Annotated in this window: 17 protein-coding genes and 2 pseudogenes; 3 read left to right on the forward strand and 16 right to left on the reverse strand. The window is 69.4% G+C overall.

Annotated elements, in window-relative coordinates:
• Positions 1 to 7 precede the first annotated feature (7 nt).
• From ABZS64_RS13505 to ABZS64_RS13540, 8 genes are read right to left on the reverse strand one after another with little or no spacing between them, the layout of a single operon-like run.
• Positions 8 to 1,141, reverse strand: coding sequence for a lytic transglycosylase domain-containing protein (locus ABZS64_RS13505; protein WP_355827663.1), 1,134 nt, complete (start codon positions 1,139 to 1,141; stop codon positions 8 to 10).
• The gene (locus ABZS64_RS13510; protein ID WP_355827666.1) at positions 1,102 to 2,511 is read right to left on the reverse strand and encodes an ABC transporter substrate-binding protein; all 1,410 of its coding nucleotides are present in this window, start codon (positions 2,509 to 2,511) and stop codon (positions 1,102 to 1,104) included. Before ABZS64_RS13510 ends, ABZS64_RS13505 begins: the two co-directional genes overlap by 40 nt.
• 11 nt (positions 2,512 to 2,522) lie before the next feature.
• Positions 2,523 to 3,218: an ABC transporter ATP-binding protein gene (locus tag ABZS64_RS13515; protein WP_355827669.1), complete on the reverse strand. Its 696-nt coding sequence runs from the start codon at positions 3,216 to 3,218 to the stop codon at positions 2,523 to 2,525.
• Positions 3,218 to 4,006 carry an ABC transporter ATP-binding protein gene (locus ABZS64_RS13520; RefSeq protein WP_355827672.1) on the reverse strand — a complete coding sequence of 263 codons (789 nt, stop codon included), beginning with the start codon at positions 4,004 to 4,006 and terminating at the stop codon, positions 3,218 to 3,220. The genes ABZS64_RS13515 and ABZS64_RS13520 overlap by 1 nt, the downstream gene beginning before the upstream one ends.
• Positions 4,003 to 5,976, reverse strand: a complete 1,974-nt coding sequence (locus ABZS64_RS13525) for an ABC transporter permease (protein ID WP_355827675.1) — start codon at positions 5,974 to 5,976, stop codon at positions 4,003 to 4,005. The genes ABZS64_RS13520 and ABZS64_RS13525 overlap by 4 nt, the downstream gene beginning before the upstream one ends.
• Positions 5,973 to 6,413: a hypothetical protein gene (locus tag ABZS64_RS13530; RefSeq protein WP_355827678.1), complete on the reverse strand. Its 441-nt coding sequence runs from the start codon at positions 6,411 to 6,413 to the stop codon at positions 5,973 to 5,975. Before ABZS64_RS13530 ends, ABZS64_RS13525 begins: the two co-directional genes overlap by 4 nt.
• The gene (locus tag ABZS64_RS13535; protein ID WP_355827681.1) at positions 6,410 to 6,775 is read right to left on the reverse strand and encodes a hypothetical protein; all 366 of its coding nucleotides are present in this window, start codon (positions 6,773 to 6,775) and stop codon (positions 6,410 to 6,412) included. Before ABZS64_RS13535 ends, ABZS64_RS13530 begins: the two co-directional genes overlap by 4 nt.
• A complete protein-coding gene (locus ABZS64_RS13540; protein ID WP_355827683.1) occupies positions 6,763 to 8,046 on the reverse strand; it encodes a hypothetical protein in 1,284 nt (427 codons plus the stop codon). Before ABZS64_RS13540 ends, ABZS64_RS13535 begins: the two co-directional genes overlap by 13 nt.
• 390 nt (positions 8,047 to 8,436) lie before the next feature.
• On the opposite strand from ABZS64_RS13540, the gene ABZS64_RS13545 reads away from it, so the two are divergent.
• Both ABZS64_RS13545 and ABZS64_RS13550 read left to right on the forward strand, forming a co-directional pair.
• Positions 8,437 to 9,162 (forward strand): IclR family transcriptional regulator, encoded by a 726-nt coding sequence (locus tag ABZS64_RS13545; protein WP_355827686.1) that lies wholly within the window; start codon positions 8,437 to 8,439, stop codon positions 9,160 to 9,162.
• A 239-nt stretch (positions 9,163 to 9,401) separates the two neighbouring features.
• Positions 9,402 to 9,614 (forward strand): annotated as a pseudogene (locus tag ABZS64_RS13550) (hypothetical protein); the annotation flags it as partial.
• A gap of 1 nt (position 9,615) precedes the next feature.
• Here the strand turns inward: ABZS64_RS13550 and ABZS64_RS13555 are convergent.
• The 6 genes and pseudogenes from ABZS64_RS13555 to ABZS64_RS13580 form a co-directional block, all read right to left on the reverse strand.
• Entirely contained in the window at positions 9,616 to 10,686 is a 1,071-nt protein-coding gene (locus ABZS64_RS13555; protein ID WP_355827689.1) for a hypothetical protein, read from the reverse strand.
• On the reverse strand, positions 10,643 to 11,359 hold the full coding sequence (locus ABZS64_RS13560) for a DUF998 domain-containing protein (RefSeq protein WP_355827692.1): 717 nt from the start codon (positions 11,357 to 11,359) through the stop codon (positions 10,643 to 10,645). Before ABZS64_RS13560 ends, ABZS64_RS13555 begins: the two co-directional genes overlap by 44 nt.
• 138 nt (positions 11,360 to 11,497) lie before the next feature.
• Positions 11,498 to 12,028: pseudogene (locus ABZS64_RS13565) on the reverse strand (lipase); the annotation flags it as partial.
• A 159-nt stretch (positions 12,029 to 12,187) separates the two neighbouring features.
• A complete protein-coding gene (locus ABZS64_RS13570) occupies positions 12,188 to 12,559 on the reverse strand; it encodes a peptidase inhibitor family I36 protein (protein WP_355827694.1) in 372 nt (123 codons plus the stop codon).
• On the reverse strand, positions 12,556 to 13,104 hold the full coding sequence (locus ABZS64_RS13575) for a hypothetical protein (RefSeq protein WP_355827696.1): 549 nt from the start codon (positions 13,102 to 13,104) through the stop codon (positions 12,556 to 12,558). Before ABZS64_RS13575 ends, ABZS64_RS13570 begins: the two co-directional genes overlap by 4 nt.
• Before the next feature lie 7 nt (positions 13,105 to 13,111).
• Positions 13,112 to 13,384 carry a hypothetical protein gene (locus tag ABZS64_RS13580; protein ID WP_355827699.1) on the reverse strand — a complete coding sequence of 91 codons (273 nt, stop codon included), beginning with the start codon at positions 13,382 to 13,384 and terminating at the stop codon, positions 13,112 to 13,114.
• A gap of 486 nt (positions 13,385 to 13,870) precedes the next feature.
• Between ABZS64_RS13580 and ABZS64_RS13585 the strand changes: the two genes are divergently transcribed.
• Complete coding sequence (locus tag ABZS64_RS13585) at positions 13,871 to 15,373, forward strand: DUF6056 family protein (protein WP_355827702.1); 1,503 nt, start codon at positions 13,871 to 13,873, stop codon at positions 15,371 to 15,373.
• Here the strand turns inward: ABZS64_RS13585 and ABZS64_RS13590 are convergent.
• Together ABZS64_RS13590 and ABZS64_RS13595 are read right to left on the reverse strand one after the other, a co-directional pair.
• Entirely contained in the window at positions 15,348 to 16,331 is a 984-nt protein-coding gene (locus tag ABZS64_RS13590; RefSeq protein ID WP_355827705.1) for a glycosyltransferase family 2 protein, read from the reverse strand. The genes ABZS64_RS13585 and ABZS64_RS13590 overlap by 26 nt on opposite strands.
• A gap of 467 nt (positions 16,332 to 16,798) precedes the next feature.
• Positions 16,799 to 17,521 (reverse strand): potassium-transporting ATPase subunit C, encoded by a 723-nt coding sequence (locus ABZS64_RS13595; protein ID WP_355827708.1) that lies wholly within the window; start codon positions 17,519 to 17,521, stop codon positions 16,799 to 16,801.

The following is a 17,521-nucleotide window of genomic DNA, read 5'->3' on the forward strand; positions in this document are numbered from 1 at the left end:
TCCAACGTCAGGGCGCCGCGAGCCCGCCGGGGCCGGAGCCCCCCGGCGGCGGGATCGGCACAGTGGATACGGGCAGTGGCCACCCCGGCGCAGGCCTCGGCCGTGCCGGTTCGGATGCGTCGGGTGGGCCGGTCGGGGCGGACGGGTCCTTGTCGGCCGGAGGCGCTGTCGGCGCCGGCTTCGCAGGCGAGGCGCCGGGCTTCGGCGATGGACGGCCCTTCGACGAGGGCTCGCCCCGCTGCTGAGATGACGCACGGTCAGGCGCCGCTGCTGCGCCCGGCACGATGTAGCCGGTGTAGACGCGCATCCAGCTCAGCACAAGGTGCAGATAGTCCTCGGAGTGGTTGTAGGCGAGGACCGCACGCCGCAGACCGTCGCCTCCCCGCAGGTCGCCCCCCGCCGCGCAGAGGTAGCGCCCGGCGGCCAGCCAGGCGTCATCGATCTGGTGCGGATCGGCCGCCGCGTCGCCGTTGCCGTCCGATCCCCAGCGGCGCCAGGTGGAGGGGATGAACTGGGCGGGACCCACGGCACGGTCCCAGACGCGGTCGCCGTCATGGACACCGCCGTCGGTGTCGCGGATGGCCATGACACCGGGGCCACCGTCCAGCCGGGGGCCCAGTATGGGAGTTCGGGTCACGCCGTTCGCGTCCAGGTCGCCGCCGCGGGCGTGGCCGGACTCCACCCGGCCGATCGCCGCCAGCAGCGCAACTTCGAGCCCGCACCCCGGCTGCGTACGGGCCAACGTCCGTACCGCGCCCCGGTAGGCGGCCAGCACCCGGCCCGGAATCCCGTACGCGGCGGGCAGGCGCGGCGCCACGAACCCGCCCCGGCCGCCTGCCTTGGCCGCGGACGGGGTGTTCCAGGGCACCGGGCGCGTTTCGGGGACGTACAGCATGGCCGGTGGCGGCTCGGGATACAGCGGCGGGGTGCCGCCTCCCCTGTCGGCCGCCACGGGCGCAACGGGCGCAGCCATCGCCGGGGACTGGCCTGCCAGTTGCCATACGGTGGCCGTCGCCATGCCGCCCGTCGCACCGACGGCCACGAGGCCCGCCAGCGCCCGGGACCACAGCTGCGAACTGCGCGCCCTTGCCCGCCGACGGCTCACCAGCACACCGGCCGAGCGCCCAGGGGTGCCGTCCACGCGCCGCCCGACCCGCGCATGAAGAAGGCGCAACGCGTGTCGGCGGTTCCCCGCCCGTTGACGTACGTCAACGGGACGGTCAGGCCGCCGAATCGCTGCCCACGGAAGGTGTACAGCTCCTTCATCAGTCCGGCCCTGCTGATCTCGCCCGCGCCGCGCGCCGCCTTCTCGAACACCTTCGCCGACGCCCACCCCTGCGCGGCCGCGGGTCCGGGCGCCTTGGCTCCGTACTTCCTCCACGCGGCGTCGAACTCTCCGAAGGCGGGCGTCGACACACCCGTGAAGGGGAAGACGGCCATCGAGGCCAGCACATTCGACAGACCTGGCTTGGCCGCGGTGTCCGCCCCCACAGTGGCCGAGGGCTGGAGGAACTGAGGGCTGAAATTCTGCCGGCGGCACGACGAGGCCACCCTGGCCACGGTGTTCGGGTCTCCGGTGACCAGCATCAGCTCCACGCCCGCGTTGCGTGCCTGGAGGCACTCGGCGGTGTAATCGGGCTGGGTGAGCGAGATCTTCGCACGGTAGACCGGGTCGAGGCCGAAACGCTCAGCCGCCCGGCCGCTCCCGAACACGCGGTCCTCCGCGTGTGCGCAGGCATCGCTCTCGGTGCAGAACAGGCCGCCGATCTTCTTGCCCTTCCCGTACGTCGCGCCCACCTTCGCCAGCCCGTCCATCTGGGAGTTCGTGCCGGGGCACTGGCTGAACAGCACAGGGCTGTTCGTCCACGCGGTGGTCGAGCAGTCTCCGCCGACGACGGGGACCTTCTTCTTTTCGACGTAGCCCTTCCAGGCAGCGAGAGTGTGGGTGGTGGTCATCGCGGCGACGATCGCGACCACGTTGTGCCGCTCGACCAGTTCCTGCACCTGGCTGCGGCCCTTGGCGGCATCGGCCCCGTCGTCCATCACGATCACTTTGACCATGCGGCCGTTGATGCCGCCCGCGGCGTTGGTGGCCGCCGCCCAGGCCTGCAGGGCGCGCGGCCCCTGCGCGAAAGCGACACCCCCCGGTCCCGAATAGGTGCCGACGCTGCCGATGACGATGGGCCCCCCGCCGCGGCCCGCACCGCTGCCGCCTGACGTGCCCTTCCCGCCGGTGCCGCCGGCCCCTCCCGCTCCGGCCTGGCCCGATGCACCTGCCGCGCCGCTACCCTGCCCGGACTTGTCTCCCGCAGCGGCGTCCCCGGTCTGTCCCTCGCCCGCCCCGTCCGTTCCCGGCAGGTTCTCGTCGGCCACCGCGCCGCTTCCGGACCGGCCGCCGCCGGAGCCGGCCCGGACAATGGTGTCGTGGTCGAGCCGGCTGCCGCAGGCGGAGAGCACCAGGCTCAACACCGCCATGGCCGCGAGAGCTCTGCGGGTTCGGGGTGGGGTCACGGTCTCCTCCATCACGTGTGCGCGCCCAGGTACTGCTCCATGAGCCGGGCGCCGTCCAGTTCGCCGGGTTCCCCTGCGAATTCGGTACGTCCCCTGTTCATGAGATAGACGTAGTCCGCCAACTCCAGTGCGCGGGTGACGTATTGCTCGACGAGAAGCAGCGCGCATCCGGAAGCGGCGAGCTCGCCGAGAAAGCCGAAGATCTCGTCCACGACCACCGGGGCCAGGCCCATGGACACCTCGTCCAGCAGGACATAGGCGGGGTCGGCGACGTACGCGTGAGCCAGCGCCAGCATCTGCTGCTGACCGCCGCTCAGCGACCCCGCCGTCTGGCGGAGTTTGTGCCCCAGAACCGGAAAGGCCGAGACCACTTTCTCGATCGCCTCGCCGACATCCTTGCCTGCGGCCTGGATGAGGATGTTGTCCCGCACCGTCAGGGTCGGGAACACCCCGCGTCCTTCCGGAACATGGCAGACCCCGTGCCGGGCCAGGACGTGCGGGGGCTTTCCGGTCAGGTCCCGGCCGTCCAGGCGGATCCGTCCCGAACTGGGCGCGAGGAGGCCGGAGGCGACCCGAAGGAGCGTCGTCTTACCCACTCCGTTGGGTCCCAGCAGCGCCACCACCGAGCGGGGCGGCAACCACAGCGACACATCGCGCAGTACAGGTGTATCGCCATAACCGGCGCTGATGCCCTGCAACTCCAGCATTACGCCGCCTCCGATCCCAGATACGCGGCGCGCACTGTTTCGCTGGCCCGTACCTCGGCCGGGGTGCCCTGGAAGATCAGCTCGCCGAAATCGAGGACGCAGAGGTAGTCGCAGACGGACATCACCAGCGCCATGTCGTGCTCGACCAGCAGTACCCCGCAGCCTCGTTCGGCCACGACCCGGGTCACGATCGCACCGAACCGTTCGGTCTCCGCGGTATCCAGACCCGACGACGGTTCGTCGAGCAGCAGCAGCGAGAACCCGCCGGCCAGCACCCGGCCGAGGTCGACCAGACGGCGTTGCCCGGTCGACAGCGAAGCCGCCGGCGCATGGCGAAGATCCTCCAGCCGGCACAGCTCCAGCACCTCCTCGGTGGCGGCGCGCACCGCCTTCCGCTCGGCCGGAGGGCACCACAGCTGCCTTACGGGATGGCTGCGCGCGAAGCGCGCCTCCAGGCCGAGGGCGATGTTCTGTTCAACGGTCAGCGAGTCGAACAGGTCCATCCGCTGGAAGGTCCGGCCAAGGCCCAGCTGTGCGCGCGCCGAGGGCGGGCGGCCGGTGATGTCCTGGCCGAAGAGATGGACCGCGCCTGCCGAGGGCCGCAGCAGCCCGGAGCAGGCATTGAACGTCGTCGTCTTTCCCGCCCCGTTGGGGCCGATCAGACCGGTGATCCGCCCGAGCGGCGCATCGAAGGACACCCCGTTCACCGCGGTGTTCCCGCCGAACCGGATCGTCAGTTGCTCGACCCGCAGTCCGGCCTGCACCGGCCCCTCCTCGCCCCGGCTCACCGCGATGCTCCCCTCGTCAGACCGCCACCGACCCGGATCCGCGCCGGCTCACCGCGCCGCACGGTCCGTGCGGCAGCGAGCCGCAGCCGCTGTGCGGCGGGACCTGCCGTGCCGAGGCGCTCGGCGGCTCGCGTCTGCGTCGGCTCCGCCCTTCCCGCACCCGAGCTGCGGCGTCCGGCAGCACCGGCTTCGCGGAGGGCGACCATGAGCGCTCCCAGGCCGAAGGCCACCGGCAGCCAGGCGACAACGGTCGCGTTGGTGACGTACGCCGGGACGATCACCATCTGCGCCGCCGCAGCAACCGGCGCGGCGGCCCGCAGACCGGTACAGAGCACCAGGAGCGCCAGCCAGGTCAGCGACGCGTACGACACGAACGGCACCCCGCTCGCGGACTGTCCCTGCGAGGCGTGCAGCGCGCCGGCAACTCCGGCGATGAACGCCGAGATGGCGAACACGGTGACTCTGGTGACATTCACTCCTAGCCCGAGGGTCGACAGCGTGGTCGGCGAGTCGGACATGGCGCGCAGCAGCCGCCCCAGCCTGCTCCGTCCGATGACCGCGATCAGCAGCGCCGCGGCGACGGCGAAGGCCAGCAGTACGTAGTAGAAGGCGGTGTCCCCCTCGAACAGGGCGGGTCGCGTCGCGGGCAGTGTGCTCGTCGCCCCGAACATCAACTCCGAGCCGTAGACGACCCGTTCAAGCAGAATCCCCAGCCCGAGTGTGGCCAGGGCCAGATACAGACCGGACAGCCGGATCGCGGGTATGGCCACCAGCACGCCGACCGGCACCGCGACCGCGCCCGCGAGCAGTACGGCGAGCAGCCAGGGCAGCCCGGCCCCGACCGCGAGATGCGAGAACGTCGAGGAGCCCACCGCGACCAAAGCGGCGTGCGCGAGGGACACCTGGCCCGAGGTGCGTACCAGCAGGTGGAGCGAGGAGAAGACCAGCACGAATACCAAAGCGGTGGAATACACCGGCAGTTTGGCACCCACCACGAACGGGACCACGCACGCCACGAGGACCGCTCCGAGGGCCAGCGCCCGCGCAACTGTGCTGTTCACCAGCGGCCGCGACACAGGCGCCGAGCGGTGCCCGCCGACTTCGACCAGCTTGCCGCGGCCCGCCAGCAGCAGGACGGCGAACAGCACCAGGAACGGCAGCGCGGGCGGCAGCCCCGACAGCAGCTGCGAGCTGGACACCGCCTTGGTGGCCACAGCCGCCAGCACCCCGACGAGGAGCCCGCCGGCGTACGTCAGCGGAAGGCTGGAGAACAGCCCCACCGCCGCGGCCCCGTATGCCTGCACCACCAGCAGCGTCAACAGGAGGGCGTCCAGGCCGATCTGAGGGGCCAGCAGTACACCGGAGACCGCGGCGAACCAGCATCCGATCAGCCACGCCCAGCTCCGCACCGCGAACGCGCTCGTGCCCGCCAGCTCAAGGAGTGCCGGGTCGTCGACGACGGCCCGCATCCTCACGCCCATCGACGAGGCGCGGAAGAACACGAAGAATCCGAGCGCGCCGAGCGCGGCCACCATCGCTGAGATCAGCTGGTCGACACCGACGTTGACGCCGACCAGCTCAACGGTGTCGGTGGGCAGGAAGCCGGGGAAGTCCAGTCCGGCACCGCCGTAGTGGGCGACCAGGGCCATGGTGACGGCCAGTTGCAGACCCACGGTTGCGACGATCTTCGTGGTCGGGGTGGCTCCCGCGAGGCTCCGGGTGATGCGTTCCATGACCAGCGCGATGCACGGCGGCACCACGACCACGGCGAGCGCCAGCGCCACCGGCCAGGGCAGCCCGCGCACGACCCGCAGTTCGTAGTACGCATACGCGGCCACCGCGGCGATCGCCCCATGCGCGAAGTTGAAGATGCCGGAGGTCTTGTAGGTGAGGACCAGTCCCATCGCGGCAAGCCCGTAGACCGAGCCGGTGGTGATCCCGATGACGACGAACGGCAGCCAGTCGTTCATGGCGCACACACCCCGCACAGCTCGCCGTCCTCAGCGGCGGCCAAAGTCACGTCCTTGCCGGTCAGAAGCGGGCAGTCGCGACGGTGCAGCCTCACCATGCCTGCCGCGCGTACCAGGTGCTGCGACGAGGCACGCCGCAGCGGCTTCTCCTCGTACGGATCCTCCTGCTCCTCCCGCGGCGCAAGGGAGATCAGCGCGATACGCCGGTCCCCCACCGCCCGCCGTGCCCTCAGCAACCACAGGCACAGGCCGATCGAGGAGACCGCGAATCCCGCCACCGCGAGGTTCAGCCACGCCGTCTGCCGGGCCACCGACGCCGTGCCACCGGCGCCGAACCATGCGGTCACGATCAGGGCGAACCCGGCCAGGGTGGTGCCGCAGACGATCAGGACGTCGCGGTCCTGCCACGGTTCCGCGCGCCTGCCAGCTCCCGTCACGACACTTCCTCGGCCGACGGAAGCAGAACGGTGCGGTCGTGGTCGACGGTGCGGTCGCGGCCGACTGGGGCCGCGCCGACCTCGACCGCACCGAGTTCACCGGAAGCCCGAATGGCCCGCTCGATGCGGTCGAGCTTGCGCCACTCGTCGCGCAGATCGGCCGACAGCCACAGGGCGGACGAGACACCGAGCAGAAACAGTCCGCCGATCCCCGCGCTGATGACGTACGGCACCTGTTCGGCCACGTACGCAGTCCCGCTCACCCCTCGCCAGCCGCTGACCAGCACCACGGCTCCGCCGACAGCGGTCGCCGCCGCGGTCAGCCGGTCCCACTGACTGCGTACCCGGGTCACGATGTCCATCGAGTCCTCACTCCCAACAGGCGCAGCAGAGTTCCGAAGGCGAACGTGGCCCCGGCAGCGAACGCGACGACGAGATAGAGACCGGTCAAACCCATATCGACCGGGTTGCCGATCAGTCCTGCGGACGAGGGGTCCTTCGGCGGGGCAGCGGCGTTGTCGCCCGGTGCAGGCGGCTCCTCACCCGGCTGTCCCCCAGGCGCCGGGTCCTGCGGCTCCAGCGGAGTACCCGCGTCGCCGCCGACGCCGCCCGCGGCCGGGGGTGGCGCCTCGACGGGGGGCAAGTCCGCGCCACCACCTGGTGGTTGCTCAACCGGGGCGGCCGCGGCGAACGCGCCGCCGAAGGTGTAGTGCACGGTGTAGACCGCGCCCGACTGGGTGTCCTGCTGCCGTACGAGAACCTCCACGGCCGCCGAGGTGACGCCCCGCCCGGACTGTTCCGCTCCCAGATACCGGACCCGAACGCCCGCGGCCTCGAGCGCCTTGGCCGGATCGCCCCCCGGCAGGGCGGGCCCCTTCTGGCCGACGGCCCGCACCCCGTCCGTGGTGATCTCCACGACCTGACCGGCGACCTCGGTGCGGCCGACGGTCAGCTGTGAGTCGCGTACGAGCTTGCCGTCCGCACCCACCTTCGCGGTCGCGAGGCTGCGTATCCGGCCCAGCCGCAGCACACCGTTGAGGGTCATCGGCTGGGTGTCGGAGGTGGCCGACGCACTGCTCACCCGCCGTACCGGATCCACCGCCGCGGTCGCGAGCGCGGTGGTCTCCCCCGACGCGGCGCCCTCCTGCCCCAGCCACGTACGCGCCTGCGCGCGTGTGGAGTCCTTGTCGCTGTGCGAGCTGAGCGTGTGGCCCTGCTGTCCGCTCTCGGCATTCGTGGCTGACGGATAGCGGGAGGTCGCGTACGCCGGGTAGCCGGGAATCGACTGTCCCGTCTGACTGCCTATCAGAGCGGGCGCCGAGACGACCGTCTCCCCCGGATATGGGTTGGCGGCGAACCCGGTCGACTCCTCGACACCGTGGTCGACACACGCCTGCGCGACCGGAACGCCCACACCCGTCGGTGCCTGCAGCAACGTGTTGTCGCTCGCGCTGACCATCACCTGAACGCCTTGCGCGGTCGCCGTCACCGGACAGCCCTCCTCACCGGCACCGGGCTCGGCCGCCGTGGCCGCCGTGGCCGCCGGCGGAAGGCAGATCAGGAGCGCGACCGCACCCGTCCCGGCGAACGCACGGCGACGCAAGGCGATGCGAGAGGTCGCTTTCTCAGACATGGAGGTCCTCCGCAGGCGTCGACGGCTTCACTTCACAGCGGGGCAGGTGCGGGTCTCGGTAACGGGCTTGTGCCAGCACTGTCCCCGACACCACGTCGACAAGCAGGCCCGATCCCGGCTGGCGACTACGCCACTCCCACTCAGTGGGACACAGCGACGGACGCCAGATCCGCCGCCGACGGCCTGTCATAGCTCTTCCTGTTTCACGGAACCTGCGATACCGCTAGCCAGGCAACTTCAGCGTCAACCACCAAGCGGAGGTGGAAGGTGACGGTCCCGGCTACAGCCGACGCGTACGTGGGCAGCTCTCCTGTCAGGCAGGACGGCGGCCCGACCGCCGTGGCTCCGGCTCGGCCACAGCCCCTGGCCCCGAACACCATGATCGAGCGGATGACGCTCATCCTCGACGCCTTCGATTCCGGTACACCCAAGCTGTCCCTGCTGGAACTTGCCGAGCGCACCGGCCTGCCGCGCTCCACCCTGCATCGCATCCTCGACCAGATGATCCGGCTGCGCTGGCTCGGGCACTCGGCCGGCGGCTATCGCCTCGGCATGCGCACGCTCGAGCTCGGCGGTCTCGCCGCGGGTCACAGCGAGGTCCGGGACGTCGTCGGCCCGTTGCTGCACGAACTGTGCCGACGGACCGGATTCGTCGGCCACCTCGCGGTGCTCGACGGGCGCGAAGTGGTCTTCCTGGACAAGGTGGGCGGGCGGTTCGCCGCCAACCTGCCCACCCGGCTCGGCGGCCGCATGCCAGCGCACACCACGGCAGTGGGCAAGGCGATCCTCGCATCACTCGATCCGCACCACATCGACGCCACCTACCGCCCACGGCTGCCTGTACGCACACCACGCTCGATCCGCACCACCGCCGGCCTGCACAACGAACTGGCACGAATCCGCCGACGGCACGGGGTGGCCATGGACAACGAGGAATCCCTGACGGGGATCTCCTGCGTCGCGGCCCCACTGCGGGGACGCGGTCCGGCCACCGCCGCGCTCTCGCTCAGCGGCGATACGCAGGCGATGGACCTCGGACAACTGGCACCGGTCGTCCTGGAAGTCGCGCGGGAAGCCGGGCACGCCCTGTTCACCACACGGCGGCGGTGGCTGTAGCGCGCACCGGGTCGCCGGACGCGGAATTGGACTTGGTGGTCGCTGCGCCCGTCGTTGTCGACGTGCGTCAAGAAGCGCTCCGTATGGAGTTCAAGGGCGGCCGCATGCGGGACGTACGAGGGATGGGCTGCACAACTCAGTGGGCCCAGATGACGCGGCGTTTGTCATTCCTCCAGTTACGGAACTCGAAGTACAGATTGATGAGGGTCGTCAGAGCCGCCGTAGCGAAGGTGGTCAACCAGAGCATCGCGACCCTCCGCGCCATGGGCGTTCACGTGCTCTACGGGGAGGGAGGGTTCGTTCCGAACGAGCCTGGGCAAGGCCGACCAGACGCGTATCCATGGCACCTGGCTGGCCGCCGCAGAGTCAGCCGTCAGCCGACGCGACACGCAGTGACATGGTCATCCACCCCGATGCACCCCATTTCAAGAGGGAATATGGACACGACTTGACTCAGTGGTTCGCGCCCTTGATCCGACGATGAGAGACCTGTTCCCGTGCCGTGCGCCAACGTGATCGTGTCTGCTCGACCACGCTGTCCCACTGCTGGCGGACCTCATGGTCTGAAGGGCGCTGGCCCTTACGGATCCGGCTGAGCTCGTCTCGTACTTCTCGTCCTAGTGCAGCCGATGCGACGAGGACGAGCATGGCTGAGAAGAGGGCCGAGATCATCGCGAAGACGGCACCGACCACCCCGTAGCGTGAGACGGAGGAGTTGAAGAGACGCGGCAGGTAGAGGGTTGCGCCCACGGAATAGACTCCTGTCAGAACGGCCGCGGCGACGCCGAACGGGATCAGGTCGGGCCAGGTGATCCGCTTCGCTGACAGGATCCACCCGCTCCAGACAAGGAACACGGCGGTCACCGATGCCTCGGTGGCCGCGGTCACCAGACCTAGCCCGCTCCTGCCAAGGACTGCGGAGAGCCCCCCGGTGACCGCTGCGTAGCCGCCAAGTGTAAGGATCCACAACAGGCCGTTTCGTGTGTTGCGCACACTGAGCGGCTTGAGTTCCCATGTCTGTTCGAAGAGCCGCTGCGAGGCCCGCGCGAAGCTCAGCACCGAGATCGTCAGGAACACCACCCCGAAGATGCCGACGCTCGCGTTTGTGCTCTCGGCGGGGGAGAAGAGGGAGTTGACCGCCTCGGCGCCCGCTCCGGAGAGGCTGTAGCGCTTGATGATCCGGTCCGCGGAGTCGTACTGGACGAAGTCGCTCAGGACGGCGCTGCCGAGGATTGTGAGCGGAATCAGTGCGGTGAGAGCGCTGGACGCCAGGGCCATCGAGCGGTCGAAACCAACGATCCTCTGAAACCGGTTGATGACTCGCAACGCGAAGGCGGGACGCAGCCAGAATGTCAGCGTTCTGACGAGCCGCTCGCGATTGATCCTCGCCGTCCTGCCCTCCGTGAAGATCGGAACCTCTCTGGCGGCCGAGCTTAACGGACGGTCATGAGGTCGATGACGGGCGACACGGATGTTTCGCTCAAAGGGTTCTGAGCAAGGTTGACATGGATCGACGCCATCCATGGTTCCTGGCCCGTGCGGTAGTGGCCTGTCCGGCGCCGTACATGGCGAAGGCCCCGACCATGAATGTCCACACGAGGATCGGGAACACGGCGACGCGTTCCATGCCTCCCATGCCGAAGCCGAGGTACTGATGGGAGAGGTGGAGAAGCGCTGCACCGATGGCCAGGGCACCCAACAGACGTGTCACCCAGCGAAGACTGTGCAGCATGCCCCGCGCAGGGCCGACCCCCGCCAGGAGGAGGCCAAGATTGCCCGTCCCCATGATGAGCAGGGCGCCCAGGACATGCAGGTTCTCCTTGATGTCGGCCGGCGCCAGACCTACCAGGACGAAGCCCAAGCCGGTCCCCGCCAGTAGAACCCGGGCCCAGAGGCGGCTCCGCCCACTGCCCCACACCCCCCAAGTCAGGGCGACACCGACGATGAGCAGTGCCCCGGTCACCACGAATGAGGCGATCATCAAGCCGTGCTCCGGCGAGCAGACGTACCGCAACTCAGGCTCCGCCTGCATCCCGCAGTGGACGTTGCCGAGATCGCTGATGTTGTTGTCGGCCCAGCTGTATGGTCGGCGCCACGCAGACTCAACTACGTAGTGGACCAGGAAGAACTGCACCGCACCGACGGCCCAGGCGATGAACCCAACCTGCTGCCGCAACGTTAGTGTCATTGACTTCATGGCCCCAGACGATCATGCCGCCTCGACGTGCCACACTCCGGCAAACCCCCTAAGTCCTTCTCGGGTTTACCGGACAGACGCGATCTCCAAGTCATCGACAGCGACCCACCGTGGCCCGAGCGCGCACGGCTGGCGAGGTCAGGCACGCTTGGCGGCGAACGGGCCGCCGGAGCCGAAGGCCAGGGCGGCGAAGCGTTCGCCGATGCGGCGGTGTGTGGCGGCGTCCGGGTGGAGCTGGTCGGGCAGCGGCAGTTCGGAGAAGTCCGCCTCGCCGTAGAGGTCGCGGCCGTCGAGGTACTGCAGGTTCGCGTCGTCGGCTGACCGCTGCTTCACGAGGCGGGCCAGTTCGTCCCGGATGACGTTGAGGGTCAGCTTCCCGCCGGCCCGTTCCGCGGGGTCGCCCGCGGCCCGGAACTGGAGCCTTCCCGCACCGAGATTGCTGAAGTCGGGGACGCTGGGGCCGGGGGTGTCCTCGTGGATGGGGCACAGGATGGGCGAGACGACCAGGAGCGGAGTGGTGGGTTGGCCCTCGCGGATGGTGTCGAGGAAGCCGTGCACCGCGGGGCCGAAGGCTCGCAGGCGCATCAGGTCGGTGTTGACGAGGTTGATGCCGATCTTGACGCTGATCAGGTCCGCGGGGGTGTCGCGCAGAGCGCGGGCGGTGAACGGGCCACCCCCTCGTGGCCGGCGGCCGACGGTCGCCGACCGCCAGGCGATCATCGGGGTCATCCGCGCAGACCAGGCGCCGCTTTCGAGCGCCTGGTCTGATCGAGTCCCCAGTGGCGTGCCCACGGAGGGCGGCCGCGGGCATGGTCTGCCGGATGGGTCTCAGCAGCCGACGGACCAGGTGTGGGAGCCGCCCCGGTCGTTCGCGCCCGAGTCGTAGCCGACCTCCTGCCCGGGAGCCAGGCAGAGGGTTACAGCTCCCAGCAACTCGCGGCCCTCGTACACCTTGACGTGGTCGGGGACGCTCCGCCCGGAGATGCCGTGGTTCGCCCACGAGGAGTCGTGCCTGAACATGTCGCCCTCCCACCAGTGGTCGTCGCCACTGTGCTCGATCTTCATGCCCTCGAAGTTCGCGTCCGTCCAGACACAGAAGTAGCCGCTGCGGCAGGGCGCTGCCTGGGCGGCGGCCGAGGTGGCCAGCACGGCCCCGGCAGAGATCAGGGTGGCTGCGAGGAGCGTGGTGAAGCGATTCATGGTCGTGGGTCTCCCGTCGGTGGTTGGTTGTCGAGCAGGTCTGTGGCGCCGGCGAGGGCGTGTGTGCGCAGCCGCTGCCAGTCGGCGATCTCGGCGCGGTGCCGGGCGCGGACCTCGGCGAGGCTGCGGTGGGTGTGGGCGGATTCGGGCTTGAGGTTGTTGACGATCACCGACGCCCGGAACCAGCGGCGCTGATCGCCGTAGAGCCGCTGCTGGGCGGCGGCCAGACAGCCGTCGGTGTGGGCGCGTACGACGTAGCCGGTGGGCAGGGCGATGGACAGCTCTGCCCAGCCCGTGCCGAAGAGCGCGGCGGTGACCCGCTGTTGCTCCGCGGCCGGCGGCGGACTCTGCCCGGATCGAGGCGGGGTGAGGCCCTGTCGAGTGAGGCAGGCGTCGGTGAGGTCCTGGGTGGCGGCCTTGATCACCTCGTCCGGCGCGGGGCGGGGCGCCGGGGTCGGGGTCGGGGTCGTACAGCCGGTCAGGAAACACCCGGTCAGGAGCAGAGGGCCGGCCAGCAGCCCAACTACCCGCGTACGAAGGCGCATCTGCGGATCAGCCCGGCTGGCACCCCATCGTGGTATCGCTCACGCCGTCGAACTTCGCCCCCCAGGCGGTCCAGTTGTTGTCGTAGTCATCCGGGCGGATCTCCCGGTAGAGGCAGCTGCCGCCGGGTTGGTAGCTGATGGCGTAGACGCTGACGCCGGCGTGGGAGTCGAAGGAGTAGGCGTGCCGCTTCACCCGGGGGTCGGCCTCGCTGTAGCCGGGCGGAGTGTAGGCCCAGGCGCCTCCTGAACCCATCTGGTTGGGCTCGGGCCAGAAGTACACCTGGCCCGGTGGTACGGCCTGGGCAGCGGGCGCAGTCAGGGCAGCCGCGAGGACGGCGGCGGCGGTGGTCCTGCGTCGGATACTCGTGATCGATTCAACGGCCTACCGGGCGACCGGTCACGGCAGGTGAGCTCCGAGATTCAATCGGCGCCGCTGCAAGGTTAATTCGCCACAGCACACGAGAAGCAGCGGTCCGGCGCCCTGGCTCCCGGCTGGCCGATACGGGCCTGCGGGCCAACGGGCGATCTTCCGGACAGCGAAGTTCACAGACTCCGACGGGCGGGTCGGCCCCACCCCGATGGCAACGGTGACGTATCCCTTGTCGATGGTGGATTGCGCTGTCGGTCCCATCGCAGATCACGGCCCGTGTTCGTGCCGCCCGAAGCATGCCCCTGGGCGCATCCTGCCGCGCCGAGGATGGAACGGCACATCCAGGATTCACCTCTACGGTGTCGCACCATTGGTTTCCCGAAAGGCAGTGTTGATATGGCCGTCGACGCATCGAGCGTCGCACCCGAGCGGGACCACGAGTTCGGCGATGAGCGCGGGACCGCTGGGCAAGGCACCTCGTCGTCATGGCGAAACGCCTGGCCCCTGGCTCTGTCGCTGCTGCCGCTCGGTCTGCTCGTCATGGCGTCGTGGATCGGCCGGTACGTGCGCCCGAGCGCGGACGAGTGGTGTTTCCTGCCGAGCGTGCGGGACCACGGCATTTCGGGGCTGATCGGAAAGTTCTACTTCACCGACAACGGACGGGTCGGCAACGGTGTCCTCGTCGGGCTGTACGCGCAGTTCCCGGTCGCCGGGCACCAGTGGTTCGGGCTGATCAGCGGCGTGCTCATGCTGGCCCTGCTGTGGGCGCTGAGTGTTCAACTGCTGTGCAGGGCACATCTGGAGGTGCCACGCGGGCTCCCGCTGCTCGTGGCATCCATGATCACCGCAGTGTTCCTCTTCGCGACCCCCAATACGTACAAGACGTTCTACTGGCCCGCGGCCTCCGTCTCGCACACCGTGGCACCCGTGCTCGCCTGCGCTGTCGCTGTCCCGCTACTGCGCGCGCGTGGCCGCCGCAGCCGCACGGCCGCGCTGGTCATCGTGTTCACGGCAGGCGTCTTCATGGGCACGCTCTCCGAGGAGGCGTCGGTCGTCGCGCTGGTGGTGCTGTCCTGTGTGGTGCTCTTCGCCCACCGCGTATTCGCCGTGCGGGTAAGGGCCTTTGCACGCCGCTGGTCGCTGCTCGGGATGGCGGGCGTCGCCATCGGCACCGTCGTACTGGTGACATCTCCTGGTTCGCGCCACCGCCGCGAGCACTACGGCGCCGACCGCGCCTCCATGCTCGCCCCCGAATCGCTGCTGAACTCGCTGCGCGGATACGGGCACATCCTGGAGACGATCCTGAGCACCTGGCAGTACGCCGGAGCTGTCGCGGTCGGCGTACTGCTCGGCCTGCTGGCACGCGCCCGCGCTGGGCGGCCCGCCGTCCTGCTCCCCTGCCGCCCGCTGCTGCTCGCCACGCTCGGCGTGGCCGCCTTCCTGGTCTCCGGCTACCTGTGCACCGTCATCACCTACCCCGTATTCGGAGCGGACGTGGTGACGACAGAACGCACCTGGAACGACTACCTGCTGCTCTACGTCATGCTGCTGGTCGGCGTAGGTGCCTTCATCGGGCGCTCACTTCGCCTGCGTACGCGCCACAGAGGTGCGACCGTCACGGCGGCCGCGATGGTATGCGCGGCGACCGTGCTGGGACTGGTTGGTCCGCTCAACGGGCTGGGCGACGCGATGCAGGTACGGGCCGAGAGGTGGGACCGCCAGGACCGGTATCTGCGCGAGCAGGCGGTGGACGGCGCCAAGGTCGCCCCGTACACGCCCAATTCGGTCGCGCGGATGCTGGAGCCGTTCAGCAACCAGGGCCGCAGGAAATGGCCGGCGCAGTGTGTCGCCGACTACTACCACCTGGACAAGGTCACTTACTCGACACAGGGTCCCTGAACTCGCGGGCGGAGGCGGAGTCGGCGGCGTGGGAGGTGTTGGTCTCCCGGACCACATAGTGGGGCCGCCGCTTCGCCTCGTGGTAGATACGGCCTACGTATTCGCCGATGACACCGAGGGTGGCGAGCTGGATGCCGCTGAGGGCGACGATGGCGGTGATCAGCGTCGCGTAGCCAGGGGTGTCCACGCCGTCGAGCAGGACGTTCGCGATGATCCACAGCGCGTAGCCGAGGGCAGACAGGAAGAGCCAGAGTCCGGTGTGAATCGCCATGCGCAGGGGGCGGCTGTTGAAGGAGAGCAGCCCGTCGATGCCGTAGTTGAGCAGGCGCCGGCCGCCCCACTTGGACTGCCCGGCCGCCCGCTGCACATTCTGGTAGGTGAAGCTGACGGTGTCGAAGCCGATCCAGGAGAAGAGCCCCTTGGAGAATCGGTTGCTCTCCGGCAGGGAGAGGACGGCGTCGACCGCTCGGCGCGACAGCAGCCGGAAGTCTCCGGCCCCGTCGACGACTTCGACCTCCATGAACCGGCGCACCAGCCGGTAGTACGCCCGGCTGAGCGCCCGGCGAACGGCCCCTTCCCCCGCGCGGTCGCGCTGGGCGATGACCTGGTCGAAGCCGTGCCGGTGCAGCTCCAGCATGCGGGGCACCAGCTCGGGAGGGTGCTGGAGATCGGCGTCCATGAGGACGACCACGTCACCGCAGGACATCCTCAGCCCGGCGAGCATCGCCGGCTCCTTGCCGAAGTTACGGCTGAAGGAGGTATAGCGCACGCGGGGGTCCGCGGCCGCAAAGTCCCGGAGGTGGATACGGGTCCGGTCGCTGCTGCCGTCGTCGACGTAACAGATCTCAAATGCCGTCCCCGTCGACTCGAGAGCGGCGACCAGTGCCGTGTGAAAAGCGTCGATCACCTCACTCTCGTTGAAGCAGGGTACGACGACCGATGTATGGACCGTTGTCATCTCTCTCCATGCGCTGGGGTGCGGGCCGGCTGCGCTACTGTGCAACTCGTCGCGTAGGGAGGATGGTCGGCGCGCCGTGGAGGTTGCCTCCCGAACGCACAGTCGCCACCGACGTCACGAAAGTCCGTCATGACTTCGTCACGTCACAACCTGCGCCGGACGCCGCCCCGGCCACCGCCAGGGCCGACCGCTCGGCATGCCCGTACCCGGCACGCCGACGTGATCCAGTGGCTGCGCAACCGCGGCACGCGCCTAGGCTCGCATCGAGCTACGTGACCAGCCGAAATCACTCCCGGCCGCGTTGCGTAGTACCAGCTGCGGTTCGTCCTCCACCACCAGCACCCGGGTCATCGGCGTGCCCGCCTTTCTGTTGTGCGCGAGGGTTGTGCCGTCGTGGACCGAGGCGGGAGCCGACGACCCGAGGGGACTCCTCGGGCCTCGGACTCCCGCCTGCCGCCCTGACACGATCACTTGTCGGTGAGTTCCTTGAGCGCGATGTTGAGCTTGAGGACGTTCACCGTCGGCTCGCCCATGAAGCCGAGGATCCGGCCTTCAGTGTTCTGCTCGACGAGCTTGTCCACCTGGGCGACGGAGAGGTGGTTCCTCTCGGCGACGCGGTGGATCTGGAGCTTCGCGTACGCCGGGGAGATGTCCGGGTCCAGGCCGGAGCCGGAGGAGGTGACGGCGTCGGCCGGCACCTCGGAGGGCTTGACCTTGTAGCCGTTCACCGAGTTGTCCTTGATGACTGCGGCTTCTGCGGCGACGACCTCGGCGCAGAGAGTGCCTTCCTCCGCGTCCTTCGGGTCCGTGGGGCAGCGGCCGTTGACCGCGCCGTTGTCGCCGGACCGGTTGGTCGCGCCGGAAAGGATCAGCGAGTACTGGGTGTTGACGCTGTTGGAACCCAGGCCGTTGGACGGGCGCGGCTGGAACCACTTCAGGTCCGGGACCGACGCCTCCTCCGCGTTGTTGGGGTCCTGCTTCGGCAGGTCGTAGCGCTGGCCGATCAGCTCGGAGCCGACGACCTTGCCCCCCGACTTGATCTCGGAACCGTTGGCCTTGTCGTTGAACAGTGCGTGGGCCACCCCGGTAATGGCGAGCGGGTAGATGACGCCGCAGACGAGGGTCAGGACGAGCAGGGCGCGCAGCCCGGCCCAGAGCAAACGGGCGGTGTTTCCTACGGAGTTGTTCAT

Source organism: Streptomyces sp. NPDC005408 (assembly GCF_040606445.1).
GTDB lineage: Bacteria > Actinomycetota > Actinomycetes > Streptomycetales > Streptomycetaceae > Streptomyces.